The 13,260-nt window shown below is 38.5% G+C and carries 12 protein-coding genes and 6 pseudogenes; 6 read left to right on the forward strand and 12 right to left on the reverse strand.

Features of this window, described 5'->3' with window-relative positions; genetic code table 11:
• Nucleotides 1-267 precede the first annotated feature (267 nt).
• The 7 genes and pseudogenes from ABHN01_RS16040 to ABHN01_RS16070 form a co-directional block, all read right to left on the reverse strand.
• Nucleotides 268-1,017 (reverse strand): ABC transporter permease, encoded by a 750-nt coding sequence (locus ABHN01_RS16040; protein WP_429876362.1) that lies wholly within the window; start codon nt 1,015-1,017, stop codon nt 268-270.
• Nucleotides 1,018-1,779, reverse strand: a complete 762-nt coding sequence (locus ABHN01_RS16045) for an ABC transporter ATP-binding protein (protein WP_429876363.1) — start codon at nt 1,777-1,779, stop codon at nt 1,018-1,020.
• Between the two features lie 168 nt (nt 1,780-1,947).
• Nucleotides 1,948-2,458 (reverse strand): annotated as a pseudogene (locus ABHN01_RS16050) (DUF1048 domain-containing protein).
• Nucleotides 2,455-2,799 carry a PadR family transcriptional regulator gene (locus ABHN01_RS16055; RefSeq protein WP_429876364.1) on the reverse strand — a complete coding sequence of 115 codons (345 nt, stop codon included), beginning with the start codon at nt 2,797-2,799 and terminating at the stop codon, nt 2,455-2,457. The pseudogene ABHN01_RS16050 and the gene ABHN01_RS16055 overlap by 4 nt, the downstream one beginning before the upstream one ends.
• Nucleotides 2,800-3,341: 542 nt before the next feature.
• Nucleotides 3,342-3,737, reverse strand: a complete 396-nt coding sequence (locus tag ABHN01_RS16060) for a group-specific protein (protein WP_429876365.1) — start codon at nt 3,735-3,737, stop codon at nt 3,342-3,344.
• A 251-nt stretch (nt 3,738-3,988) separates the two neighbouring features.
• Nucleotides 3,989-4,711: pseudogene (locus ABHN01_RS16065) on the reverse strand (SDR family oxidoreductase).
• Nucleotides 4,704-5,270, reverse strand: a pseudogene (locus ABHN01_RS16070) (NADH:flavin oxidoreductase); the annotation flags it as partial. The pseudogenes ABHN01_RS16065 and ABHN01_RS16070, both read right to left, overlap by 8 nt.
• A gap of 196 nt (nt 5,271-5,466) precedes the next feature.
• On the opposite strand from ABHN01_RS16070, the gene ABHN01_RS16075 reads away from it, so the two are divergent.
• Nucleotides 5,467-5,799: a hypothetical protein gene (locus ABHN01_RS16075; protein ID WP_429876366.1), complete on the forward strand. Its 333-nt coding sequence runs from the start codon at nt 5,467-5,469 to the stop codon at nt 5,797-5,799.
• A 255-nt stretch (nt 5,800-6,054) separates the two neighbouring features.
• Nucleotides 6,055-6,189: pseudogene (locus ABHN01_RS16080) on the forward strand (SMP-30/gluconolactonase/LRE family protein); the annotation flags it as partial.
• Nucleotides 6,190-6,246: 57 nt separating this feature from the next.
• Here the strand turns inward: ABHN01_RS16080 and hmpA are convergent.
• Complete coding sequence (gene hmpA, locus ABHN01_RS16085) at nt 6,247-7,461, reverse strand: NO-inducible flavohemoprotein (RefSeq protein WP_429876367.1); 1,215 nt, start codon at nt 7,459-7,461, stop codon at nt 6,247-6,249.
• A 205-nt stretch (nt 7,462-7,666) separates the two neighbouring features.
• Nucleotides 7,667-7,939, reverse strand: a complete 273-nt coding sequence (locus ABHN01_RS16090; RefSeq protein ID WP_429876368.1) for a hypothetical protein — start codon at nt 7,937-7,939, stop codon at nt 7,667-7,669.
• Nucleotides 7,940-8,104: 165 nt separating this feature from the next.
• On the opposite strand from ABHN01_RS16090, the gene ABHN01_RS16095 reads away from it, so the two are divergent.
• The 4 genes and pseudogenes from ABHN01_RS16095 to ABHN01_RS16110 all read left to right on the forward strand — a co-directional run bounded on the left by ABHN01_RS16095 (nt 8,105) and on the right by ABHN01_RS16110 (nt 9,397).
• On the forward strand, nt 8,105-8,746 hold the full coding sequence (locus ABHN01_RS16095; RefSeq protein WP_429876369.1) for a glycosyltransferase: 642 nt from the start codon (nt 8,105-8,107) through the stop codon (nt 8,744-8,746).
• Nucleotides 8,730-8,925 (forward strand): annotated as a pseudogene (locus ABHN01_RS16100) (hypothetical protein); the annotation flags it as partial. The gene ABHN01_RS16095 and the pseudogene ABHN01_RS16100, both read left to right, overlap by 17 nt.
• Before the next feature lie 101 nt (nt 8,926-9,026).
• On the forward strand, nt 9,027-9,218 hold the full coding sequence (locus ABHN01_RS16105; protein WP_091009723.1) for a hypothetical protein: 192 nt from the start codon (nt 9,027-9,029) through the stop codon (nt 9,216-9,218).
• A gap of 26 nt (nt 9,219-9,244) precedes the next feature.
• A complete protein-coding gene (locus ABHN01_RS16110) occupies nt 9,245-9,397 on the forward strand; it encodes a hypothetical protein (protein WP_175501979.1) in 153 nt (50 codons plus the stop codon).
• Between the two features lie 144 nt (nt 9,398-9,541).
• Here the strand turns inward: ABHN01_RS16110 and ABHN01_RS16115 are convergent, their stop codons facing one another.
• The 3 genes and pseudogenes from ABHN01_RS16115 to ABHN01_RS16125 all read right to left on the reverse strand — a co-directional run bounded on the left by ABHN01_RS16115 (nt 9,542) and on the right by ABHN01_RS16125 (nt 13,076).
• Entirely contained in the window at nt 9,542-10,471 is a 930-nt protein-coding gene (locus ABHN01_RS16115) for a hypothetical protein (RefSeq protein ID WP_429876370.1), read from the reverse strand.
• Nucleotides 10,472-10,777: 306 nt separating this feature from the next.
• Complete coding sequence (locus ABHN01_RS16120; RefSeq protein WP_429876371.1) at nt 10,778-11,344, reverse strand: hypothetical protein; 567 nt, start codon at nt 11,342-11,344, stop codon at nt 10,778-10,780.
• A gap of 533 nt (nt 11,345-11,877) precedes the next feature.
• Nucleotides 11,878-13,076 (reverse strand): annotated as a pseudogene (locus ABHN01_RS16125) (IS110 family transposase).
• Nucleotides 13,077-13,260: the final 184 nt, after the last annotated feature.

The following is a 13,260-nucleotide window of genomic DNA, read 5'->3' on the forward strand; positions in this document are numbered from 1 at the left end:
ATCAGCTCCTGGTAATGAAGTAAAGCACCCTTTAGTTTAAGTACATTTCTTCACAATCTCACCCTAATAAAACTTTTTTAAGTCCATTTTTGTTTAAAAGTCCTATTTCATAAAATGGTCCAATTAAAAATAAAAGCACAATTCTTATTCCAGGAATTGCCCCTGAGTACATGACAAATAATTAAAACACTGAAAATCCGTGCTTTTTCCAAACATATACTTTATTTCGGAAGATTTAGTTGCACGAGACATCGAACGATGATGAACTTACCCTAACTGGCGTTTAAATTCTTTACAGGCGATGAAATAAGCGATGACCATAATGCCAACGCACCAGGCAAGCGCAATCCAAATACCGTTGCCAAAAGACCCTTCATACAAGAGGGCACGAATCGCATTCACGATTGAAGTCACGGGCTGGTTCTCAGCGAACGCACGGACAATTTTAGGCATGGTTTCGGTGGGGACAAAGGCCGAACTGATAAACGGCAGGAAAATCAGCGGGTACGAGAAGGCTGTCGCCCCTTCCATAGACCCCGCTCTCAATCCGGGTATGACCGCGAGCCATGTCAGCGCCAGCGTAAAAAGCCCGAGTATCCCAGCTACAGCGAGCCAATCCAGGATATTAGCGCTGGAACGGAAGCCCATCAAGAGCGCGGCGAGGATAACCACCACGACCGTAAGCGCATTGGAAACAAGCGAAGTCAACACGTGAGCCCACAATACCGATGAGCGCTTGATGGGCATGGTAATGAAACGCGCCATCAGCCCGCTCTTTACATCCATAAACAGCCGCAAGGAAGTGTAAGCGACGCCGGATGCGATAGCCATCAGCAAGATTCCCGGCAATAAATAATTGACGTAGTTGTCCGTGCCCGTCTCTATAGCTCCGCCAAATACGTAGACAAACAGCAGCATCATCATAATCGGCGTAATCGCCACCGTGATAATCGTATCCGGGCTTCGCATGATGTTCCGCATTAAACGCCCTAGTAATACCCCTGTATTGCTTTTCATTTACATCTCCTCCTTTTTGTCGATGATCGCGAGGAAAATTTCCTCCAATGTCGGCTGCTTCTCGATGTACTCCACTTTCGCTGGCGGGAACATCTCTTTGAGTTCGCTAAGGGTACCGGTCGTGATGATTTTTCCGCCATGCAAGATGGCGATACGGTCTACCAGTTGTTCGGCTTCCTCCAGGTACTGGGTCGTCAGCAGGATGGTCGTTCCGCCGCCGGCAAGCTCCTTCACGGTATCCCAGACTTCAATCCGCGCTTCGGGGTCAAGCCCTGTCGTCGGTTCGTCGAGAAAAATGACTGCTGGCGTCCCGATCAGGCTCATGGCGATGTCAAGCCGGCGCTTCATCCCGCCGGAATACTTATCCGCCCGGCGGTTCGCCGCATCGGTCAGGCTGAATCTTGCAAGCAGATTATCGGCGACCTGAGCGGGATTAGAAACTCCCCGCAACTTGGCGATCATCATCAGGTTCTCCCGCCCGGTGAGCATGCCGTCTATAGCTGCGAACTGCCCTGTCAGGCTGATGCTCTGGCGAACATGATCCGGTTGACGCTGGACGTCAAAGCCGCAAATACCTACTTCGCCGCCATCGGGCTTCATCAGCGTAGAGAGGATGTTGACCGTCGTCGTCTTGCCCGCTCCATTTGAGCCCAGCAGTGCGAAAATTTCGCCACGCCGCACCTCAAAATCCACCCCCTTTAAGACTTCCTTATCTTTAAAGAATTTTTTTAACCCTTTTACAGAAATCGCTGCATTGCTCATACTTTTTCCCCCTTATTAAAAGCGCATCAAGGCGCTAGATAGCCTATCCTTTTCTACTCAGTCTCACTGATATTCTGTATTACTTACTACCGGGTTAAAAATATAACTGAATATTGAAGGTGACATATTACACTTGTAACCAGCTATTCAGTAAGAATATCTATTGATTTACTTTTTTCCCAATCGCTTCATGATACTCTGATTCAAATCTTCACGATACTTGTCGACATAGGTTTTAGCGTTTGCCACTAGTTCGTCGGCAAAGGAAGCCAAGTCCTCCCCATTGAAGGTTTGCGTCGTTAGTGCCGATGCTAGGCGAAAATCCACTAGGATTTCGCCGTTAGCCACGACCAATCGTATCGTTCAACTTCGTGCGATATTTGTCCACCCAAGTTTTCGAGTCCTTCACTAGCTCGTCGCAGAAAGCAGCCACGTCCTTGCCCGTGAGGTCAGTGACTTTCTTGCCTTCCGCTGCACCTTCCTCGAAGAGGTCGAGAATGCCGCCAAAGATACGGCTGCTGTCCTTCCAGTCGGTGGTCCCACCAGCGGTCCACATATATTTTTTGATAGCGTTGTAAGCATTGTGGTACTCACTTGGAAGTGCCTTTGCACGCGCCTCCATCGCCTTCCATTCCCGCTTGTCATCCAGACTTCCGATAATTTTTTCAAAAATACTCATATTACTTCTCCTTTTAATTTTATTTTAGTTTTAAGTTCGTTAATTTTGCTTGAGACGAAATCCCATTTTTTCCAAAAAAATTCAAGCTGCTCTTGACCTGCTGCGTTGAGTGTGTAAAATTTTCTCGGCGGTCCCATAGTGGATGGCTTTTTCTCGATGTCCACCAGATTGTTTTTCTCAAGCCGCATCGTAATCGTATAAACTGTGCCTTCAACCACATCAGTGAAGCCAAGTTGTCGCAGCTGTTGCGTGATTTCATAGCCGTAAGTTTCGCCACGGCTGATGATTTCAAGCACACAACCCTCAAGCACCCCTTTCAGCATTTCCGTGATATTTTCCAACTTTTTACCTCCATTTATATTTGCACATATATTTTTTTCAGTACTCTGTAACACGGGTATTTTGTGTTACTTATGTTCAGTGTTACTGACTACTAGTATATAGTATTACTAAATAGCGTCATTTGTCAATAAAACTTTTCGTCAAAAAAGCCCATTTTTAAGCTTCAAAGGTGTTTTTATCAAATTTGACAGCTTAGACTTTAGCCAGACACGTGATTATTCTCAAGAAGATTTAATTAATTTAAAAATAACTGGTAAAGGAGTTGATGACCAAGAACTCGCTCATTTTGGTGGACTTGATTTACATGTTAAAGTGACCAAAATGATGATTAGTAATACAAACGGTCTCGACTTCACAAAAAAAGCAGGCGACTATTTAGTTACAAACGCATTGAGTCAATTAATTTGATGCGTTTTTTTTAGGGATAGGCTTATGAATAAGTTTGTGAAGAAATGTACTTAAACTAAACTGCCTCTTTAGTTCCATAAGAAAAAGCCGCCTTAAAGATAGCTCCGATCTTCAGCTAACGCTCACCGTTAGCTTAATAAGCTTTTTGATTTAAGTCTATAATATCTACCAACTCATCTATGGTTCCAAAGCACTTTTCAATTTCAGGTAATTGATAAAATGTACTGGTTGTTTCAAGATTGTCTACTTCTTTGTTTGGTGAATAAAGATAAATTTTTTTGTTATTCCCAATAGCAATACCTAGTTCAGTATGGCTTCCTTTTCCTGCTGGTAATAAAACTACAACAAAATTAGCTTCTATTACAGCATTTTTCTCCTTTTGACCTATCGTCTTTAGTTCTTCCAATGTTGTTACGTTTCCATTTACAGTCCAATCATATGTATGGATAAATCCTTTATCTTTTAACTTTTTACTAACATATCTAACTTTTTCTATATTTTTAAAGCTAGATGCAATATAAAATTTCATCATTTCTCCCCCTTTATTATTAAAATTTTAACATATATCTTTACACGTCTTATTTAAACTATCCTGCCCTTTAGTTGCACAAGAAAAGGAGCTTCTGATCAGCTCCTGGAAATGAAGTAAAGCTACCCTTTTGTTTAAGTACAAAGCTTCACAAGCTTAAAATTCAATCTCCATTTTAATTGTATTAATGTCTTAAATACCAAATAAGCAACCCCAAAAAAGTGGGCTGCTGCATTACAAAGATTTTCTTTTTAGAGTTCTTGAATGGTTGGACGAACAACATCTCATGAATCGTTACATCTGATGGTTGTTCAATTGCAAATGCAAATGCAATGGAACGAGCAATGCTTGCAGGCTCGATTCCAATTTTGCTATCTTCAACGATGGCAGATTTTAATTCTGGATCTGAAATGGCTTCAAGTAATTTTGTAGTAATAGTTCCTGGCGAGATAGTGGTTGTACGAATATTGTTGCTAGCCTCCTCTATACGAAGACCTTCTGTAATGGCACGAACAGCAAACTTTGTACCACTATAAACTAAGCCTGCAGGGAATACTAAATGACCAGCTATAGAGGAAACGTTAATGATATTACCTTCTTTTCTTTCTTTCATAGATAGAAGAACAGCAGCAATACGATAAAGTACACCCTTGATGTTCACATCAATCATCGTATCCCATTCATTAATTTTTTTCTGATGAACAGGTGATAGCGGCATTACTCCTGCATTATTGACCATTACATCAATCTTCCAAAATCTTTAAGAGCATATTCAGCTAATTCTTCCATTTGTTCATGGTGCGGCAACATCCGGTCACTTTATAAATAGCTTGCCCTCCATTATTTTGATAATTTCTTTAATTGATTTTCTCGACGAGCCGCTAGAGCTTCGCACCTTTAAATGCAAGTTCTTTTGCAGTAGCTTCTCCAATCCCACTTGAGGAACCCGTAATAATGACAACCTCAGTCTGGATTCATGATTAACGTATGACCAATCGCTGCTAGGGATAGACCCTTATCTAATGCTGTTGCAACATCATCAGCAGTAACCATAGAACCAGCCGCTATTACTGGAACTCTGCCGTTTACATGTTCAACAATTAATTCAAGATATGTTTTTTCACCTTGACTATCGACTGGCTTTGAGGAAAGGGCATCAGCCAAAGAAGCATGTACATAATCAACATCTGCTTCAATAAGACGATTAATTAATTCGTAGGTATCCTTCATTCTCAAACCGCCTTCTTCATGTTCGTCAGGAGATATTCTGTATCCGAAAATAAACGGCTTTGTTGCATATTTTTCAATCACATTTTTCTTTTCCTGAACGACTGCCAATGGGAAACGCAAGCGATTCTCTAGAGAGCCACCCCATTCATCCTCACGTCTATTAAAGAAAGGAGAGAAGAAATTTTGAAGTAAAAATCCATGTGCACCATGAACTTCAACACCATTAAAACCAGCTTCAATGGCTCGTCTTGTTGTTTCTCCAAACGCACGAATCACTTCCATTATTTCATCGTGTGAAAGTTCTCACTTAGGCATAAACAAATGAAAGATCTTTATTATTTGTAATTCATAAACCGACCCGTTAATAACAATTGTGTAAATATTTTTGTAAAGTATATGTATATAAAGCATTTTGCGTTATAAAAGCATGCTGTTGTTGCATATAGTACATCCAAACATTTTGATCTTATCTAAATCTGGAGCAAAAGAGGGAATACCGATGCGAAGAACTGCCGAAATGGTATTGGGGCTTATTGGTAGTAGTATTGGAACAATTATTTATTTGATGGTTTTTATTACTATTGCAATCAAGCCCCCTATTGATTATCTATTTACAATTGGGGTCTTTATTATGCTGTTGATTCAAGTCATTGCATTAGTTTTAAGCTGTTTAGTAAATAAAATAAATCACATTGCATATGGCATCTCCATAATAATGATAGGGGTTCTAACTTTCATATTTTTTTTCGAAAATGTATATATATTAGTCGGCACAGCTATCCTTTATATTGTTGCTGGAGCAATTGCGTGTTTCAGATCAAAACTAGGGTAGAGTATGCAGATGGTTACTGCAGAGGCCTGACAAAGTACATGTCCAAGTTTGGAAATGCAATCTACTGAAAGTAACAGGCATCCGCTGGCTACTTTTATGACTTATTGGACAGCACTCTTTTTTTATACTGATACCCGCATCAATGACGTATATATCAAACGAATTTCATAATTTTGAAACTGGTTCGGTCTAAACAGGGGACCTTTCCCGATCATCTTAATTATCATCGTACCTGTCTATAATGATCTAAACTCTGGACATATAGAAAATCCCATTGATGTTATCTACTTCGTCGACGATGAAGGGCTCCCTGATGGGATGACTATAGACGATGAAGGAATGCTTTGGATTGCCCACTGGGGAGGTTCTAAAATATCAAGGTGGAATCCACAGTAGTGAACTTCGTCTTTGTGCGATCCAATTTTAGCACATATTAATCGTGTAAGGTTATTCCTCTCCTAAAATAGCCACTGGGCTAAATGATTCATAATGAATATGCTCCGTAGGTATTTCCAAGTCCTTTAAGGCCCTAATAATGGCATCCATAAATGGAAGAGACCCGCAAAGATAAAAATCAGAATCCTTGGTTGATACATTGGATTTTAGAAAATCCATATCAATATACCCTTCCTTATCAAAATCCCCTCTCTGTTTATCAACGGTGGTAGGTGCTTCATAACAAACCAACGATTTTAAGTTTGAATGATTGTTTTCTAGCTGTTTTACATGGTCTTTAAAAGGGTGGTACTGACTATTCTGGGCTGCGTGTATAAATGTTACTTGTCGATTCGGTTGCTCAGATACCACAGCATTGAGCATACTTAAAACAGGAGTAATTCCAATACCACCACTAATAAAGACAATAGGGGTGCTGTTATTATCCAGTACGAAATCACCTGCCGGAGCAGAAAATGGAAGCGTATCTCCGGTTTGAATTTGCTCATGTAGATAATTCGAGACAATGCCTTCAGGGGTATTCTTATCTTCTCGTTTCACACTAATTCGATAATAATCTTTCCCTGGGGCTTCAGAAAGACTGTAATGACGAATGTGTGTATACTTCTCACCAGGAATTTCTGCCTTGATCGTAAGGTACTGTCCGGGTTTGTATGTAGCAATTACGTTTTGGTCTTTGGGTTTTAAATAAAAGGAAGTTACATCTTCGCTTTCTTTTACCTTTTTATCGACATAAAAATCTCTATATCCTCTCCAACCTCCCGTCTGTTGTTCAGTCTCTTCGTAAAGCTTTTTTTCTAGTTCAATAAACGCATCCGCAATATATCCGTATGCTTTACCCCAAGCCTCAATGATTTCATCTGTAGCAGCGTCTCCCAATACATCTTTTACAGCTTGCAGTAACGTTTCACCTACGACAGGATATTGTTCCGCTTTGATTCCAATCGCCCGATGTTTCTGAGATATTCTCTCTATAACGGGTTTGATCGCGCCAAGGTTTGTAATATGTTCTCCAGCCGCATACACCGCATATCCCAATGCTTCTTGTTGGAGGCCCCTTTTCTGGTTAGTTTGATTGAAGATATTATATAAGTCAGGGGCTTTTTCAAATAGTAGTGTATAAAATTTTCTTCCAATTTCTTTACTATGTTCCTTTAAAACAGGGGCAGTAGATTGAACAATACTAATCGTTTTTTCATCTAGCAAATTCATCATCCTTTCAGACATTTTTAGATATAAATTACTTTTTAGTATTCCCCTTGATTTTATAATCTACACTGGGAAAAAATTTGGAGTACAATTGCGTCATTATAACGATCAGTCGAACTGATGAAAAGGAGAGAAAAATGGATAAGCTGCCAAAAACTTGGTAAAACAAAAAGCCTTGAGTAATTACAAGGCTTCAACTTGATTATGCAGTTAATTTATAATTCAACATTAACTTTTTAGCCAATTCATTCGGTAAACTTGTAATAAATTTATTAACTTCATTTGTTGAATAACTTTGTTTTAATAGGCTAATGATTTCATTAATCAATTCAGATTCTGTATTATTCCTATCCCATAACACGTTTACTTGTCCATGGACTTCTTCTTCAATTCGAAGAAGCATTTTCTCGGCATTATAAACATATTTCAATGCGACTTCTACCGTGTATTTACCTGTACTCTCTTCAAAAATCAATTCACCTAGTATGTTTGAATCCACTTTATAATACTTAATACTTTTATAATCATTCAAATAAATATTATTGACTAGTTCAGAAGGTTGAACAATTTTTAGGAATAAAAAAATCCCATATATCAATAATAAAAAGGGCACTTTTTAACTTTGGAAGGAGAAGGTTTTATGAAAAAATTATTGTTGATGGGATTTATTTTGTTATTTCCTCTAAACATGGTGGCTGGAACAAGTGCCTACGCTAAACCGCAGGTACAATGCATTAGCCAATCTGAGGTAAAGTTCGAAAATAAATTCAGGAGACTTTGGATTGATCATGTATTGTGGACAAGTAATTATATTACAAGTGCAACAACTGCAGGAGCGGAGGATCAAAAACAGGTACTGACTAGGCTTCTGAAAAATCAGGAGGATATTGGTAATGCTGTAAAGCCGGTATACGGAGAGAAAGCTGGGAACAAACTTACGGATTTGCTTAAGGAGCATATTGTTATTGCGGGAAAGATTGTAGATGCGGCTAAAAGCGGAAATGAAGCCTTGGTGAATCAGCTAAACAAAGAATGGTATAGAAATGCTGATGAAATAGCTGCTTTCCTTAGCGGTGCCAACCCCTATTTGAAAAATGAAGATCTAAAAAATTTGCTGTATATGCATCTGAAATTAGTGACAAATGATTTATCTGCAAGCTTAGCAAAAGATTGGAACGCAAGAATCGTTTCAATTGACGAAGGGGTCACACATATAATCCTAATGGCTGATACTATTTCTGCGGGAGTTGTGAAGCAGTTTCCGGATAAGTTTAAAAAATAATCTTAAGAATCTCCAGCATTCTGTTGGAGATTCTCAACTTATTGAACGAATTTCTCCCCAACATCTTATTGTAGGCATTGATATTGCCCAACAGACACATGTTGCTCGAGCCGTGAATTTTCGCGGGGGGAGATACTTGGCAACCCCACTCACCTTTGAAAACAATGAAGGTGGTTTTTCCTCTATGCTACCTCTTTTAATGCTTGATTTAAAAAGAATTGGATTATATTGGATCAATTGTTCATACTAAATTAAAATACTTGTTACAGAAGGAGATTACATGACACATCAAAAAAATAATCGAACTAAACCAGTCCAACATAGTAATCAAAATAAAGAAGATGATACATACGGCATATTTAAACAAGAAATGGAAATGGATACTGATATTAATGAAGATCCTAATCGGGAAAGATTATTGGATGAATCAATCGATTCGTTTCTAGAATCGAAAGAAGGACAGGAATTTTGAAACTAATTATTGGAGGTGGATTAATAATGCCAAGTAAAAACAAAGAAATTGAAAATACATTTAAATATAGTATATGGAATACACGAACAGATGCAGACCAATCTGGTAACAAAGAAAAATATACAAAGTCAATTGACAGATCTAACATAGAATCAAAAACAGCAGACAATCAAGAATAATAATTAGAAAGCAACCACAACAAGTTGCTTTCTTTTATTTGATTCCTGTGTGCTTAACAGTTGAAATATTTTTTCAAGTAAAACACCCGAAAATATAGAAATGAAGCAGTGCTTTAGTTGATCCTCTGTACTGTAATAACCAATTTACAAAAGTAGCCTATCTAAGCCTATGGCACTAATAATCAACCGTTGTTTTTTACTTCCCAGTAATTTTTGAGACCAATCGACGAATCCACCATCACCAATGTTATGTTCTTCTCCGTTTATCTTCGTGATGACAGTAAATTGTAAACCTTTATAATACTGATTTTGTAAATTAGGCTCCTTTATTGATACTTTAATCGAAAACCGTTTCCCAAGCTGTGCAACTCTCCGCAGCAACCCTTCGGAATCTTTATAACCATCACGGCCACTTAGGATAACCTCAATATCTGATTGGAACAATGATTGGAATATATCTTGGTACACGCTAATGGGCTCCCAAAATGATTGCTTTTCGAACTGATAAGAACCTGTATCTGTACCAGAAGTGACCATACAGAACAGATGAAAATGTGGAAACATTCCAGGATTATTAAAATATTGAGTTCTAACATGTCGATGGGTTGTGCATAAGCGGATATAGTCCTCCCTGTTGCTCTTTTTGCGCGATTTTAACAAATCGCTAATATGCAAAGCTAGAAGGTTGGTCGCGTCTGACACTACTTCAGTTCCTCTGATTGCAGAAAGCACTTTATTTTGATCGACTGTCGCTACAACAGAACAAGATCCTAAAGGAGCCACGGGAGATAACTGAACTGGTGTAGCGAAATGGTTGCTTGCTATTTTCAAAATATCTAGTTCTAGTTGCTTTATCTGGATAGGATCAACTGAAGCAGGATGCACCGAACGGTTTGCCTGGTACCTTTTAAGTAATTCGCTGGGAACTAACCTCTGGGTCTTCTCTCGAAAAACATAAAGTAAGAGCGTGTATAAATCGGTTTCTGGTATTCGATCAGTCAGTAATTCAACGATCTGTTCCACACCCAGTTCTTTAACAATTCGCTCAAGAATATATGATGGATCTGACTCCATTGCGGTAACCCCTTTACTTCCAGTGTTTAATTAATTGTTGAAGAAATGAGGCTAGGTTCTGTTGATTCATTGTTTTATGATTATTTGCCAAATAATCTAGAGCACTCCACGCTTTTGCTAATTGAATCTGTTTTGTTAATTCATTAACGGAAAAAGGAAATGTAATAGTATTGTTTTTCCAATGTGAAATGTACTTTTTTGCAATTTCATATTCTAATGATCCATCTTCACTTCCAAAGCCTGGCATAGGAATAGCTAAATCAATAGCTGGGTTACCATAACCAATACGTTCAAAATCAAATAAAACTAGCTCACCATTGTCTCGGACTCCCCAATTTGTGGGATTTGGGTCACCAGATATACAGCAGAAGGTGTAAACAAGTCTTTTGATTGTTCTCTTAAGTAATAAATTTTAGTTGTTAATTCATTAGGTAGTAAATGCTGGACTCTTTCGGTCAATTCCTCATCCCAATTAAATTGATAAGGTACCTTTATTGTAATTTCGGAATTCAAACTCTTTGAATGTAATTTATACAGCATGAATATTTGTTCAGAATCTGCTTTCCAGCGATTTTTTGAGAATGGATGTGGGATGTCTTCAATAATAATCCAATGCTTCCCATCTTCTTTACAAGAGAAGTAAATCTCAGGGATATTGATGTTGTTGTTCTTAAAAAAGGATGCATGCTTTGTATAGATATCATATTCTCTCTTCTGTGTACAATTCTTTAAAATGTATGATTTATTTTTCGAGTTAACCCTGTAAGAAAACATTCCTCTTCCTGGGTTTACTCCACTTAATTCATCTATTGAAGTAATATTTACATCGTTGTTATTAAAAAAAGCTTCAACAAGAATAGGTAAATGTGTCATGGCTCCTCCTAAAAAGTTTGAGTTATAAGACCTTCTCTATTCTCATTTTTAATACCTCTTTATTCCACAATCCTGCTACGTTTGTTGAATAAACGCAGGATATGTTTAACTTTATTATATATTCGATTTTACCGTCTTTTAATCCTTTTTCACCAAAATTGGTAAGTCTTTTAACAAGTGCATTGCATACCAAAACGCAGAGTGACAGAAGTTATTGTCATCTTGCTAAAACCTATGCCAATTGGGGTGCTAATTCGAACAAAAAAACCCAATAAACGTTGATATAACAACAAAAATAAGCCAGCTAATTCATATGCGAATTAGCTGGCTATTTGCATTACTTTTTTCTGTTTTGTACTCCAAAAGAGAACCCGTTATAATGTCAGCTGAAGTTCTTTAAGTAAACCAGCTAATAGGAGTCAATAGTTTTTTATTAAAATGAATTATCTCTCGTGGTATACTTTTTAACGACAGGCCAAATAACCCTCCAAATACTGTTGGAAGGTTTTTCATATGCTGTATTTTTTTGTGGATTAAGCCAAATCCAGGAACTGCTCATTTTGTTTTAGTATTGCAAAAATCCAGTGTAGGAGTTTATTTACACCAGCTATCATCGCTACTTTTGAGGGTTTTCCTTCATTTCGTTTTCGATCATAATATTCTTTTAACTTCTTGTTTCGAGAGCTTCTTATTCCACATAATACGGCCATATACAAAGCGTGTCGTAACCGGCTTGAACCTCGTTTAGTAATATGATTTATCGTAGCTGTAAACTTACCTGATGAATGGACACTCGGATCTATTCCAGCGTAAGCTACAAGTTTTTTTGGATGATTAAACCGGTCAATTTCCCCGATTTCAGAAATAATCGTGGCCGCGATTTTTTCTCCTTACCGGGAATTGATTGGATTATCTTACATTCTTCAATTTCTTCTGCCAGGACATCTATCTGCCACTCCAAGCTGGATAGGTGTTCTTGGTATTGAAGGAGCATAGTGATGTACATATCCAAACTGAATAACTGGCTTTCATAAACACCTTGTTGGAAAGGATTCCGTTTAGCCGAAGTCATTAATTTGACTGCCTTCTCCCTCATCCAACTTGGGGATCGTTTAATACGCCTTTCCTCAATTCGTGCGATAATCTTTGCTCCCCCTGCCATCAGTACATCTTCGGATGTTGGAAATTCCTTTAAGATTTTGAGAGAAACTTTCGAAAATAAGTCCCCGAAGACTCCCCTGTATTCAGGAAATATCTGATCAAGAATCGTATGGAACTGAAGTTTTGCCTGGATGTAAAGGTTCGTAACGGTTTCGTATTGCCTTGACAATGTTCTCACGTTTAGAAGTCTTAGTCCTCTTTTCTTATAAGGCTCAAATTCTTCCTTGTAATAAAGAACACACAGATGATATGCATCAACGGCATCCGTCTTTACCTTCCTAAGGCTTGTTTCTTGGCTTGATATGAAATAATCGGATTTACCAAGATGTATAGATATTGACTGTCCTCAAGACATTGAATAATTGGTGTATGGTAATGTCCTGTAGATTCAAGAATGACCGCTGGCCGAACCCCGGTATCTCTCTCTATTCCTCTCAAGAAAGAAACAATTGAATCAAAGTCCTCCTTGGTATGCTTCACACTGAAGCTTTTCCCAAAAGGCCTGTCTTTATCTAAAAAGGCTTGAGCTTCACTTTCCCCTTTGGCCATCTAGGCCAACTACTGGATTCAATAATTATCTCTCCCTTTGTTGTACTCGCCAGTAACCCCTAACCTTCCTGTAGTTCCATAGCTTCGCTTGTTATACGAGATCATATGTCCCAACCAGCCTCAAACATCATTCTACAAGTAGGGGGCGAACAGTTTAGTTGACGAGATCTAACTCCCACGCACCCGTACGTTCTACCCTGGCTACT

The organism is Fictibacillus sp. NRS-1165 (assembly GCF_050468105.1).
Classification (GTDB): domain Bacteria; phylum Bacillota; class Bacilli; order Bacillales; family Fictibacillaceae; genus Fictibacillus_C; species Fictibacillus_C terrinigri.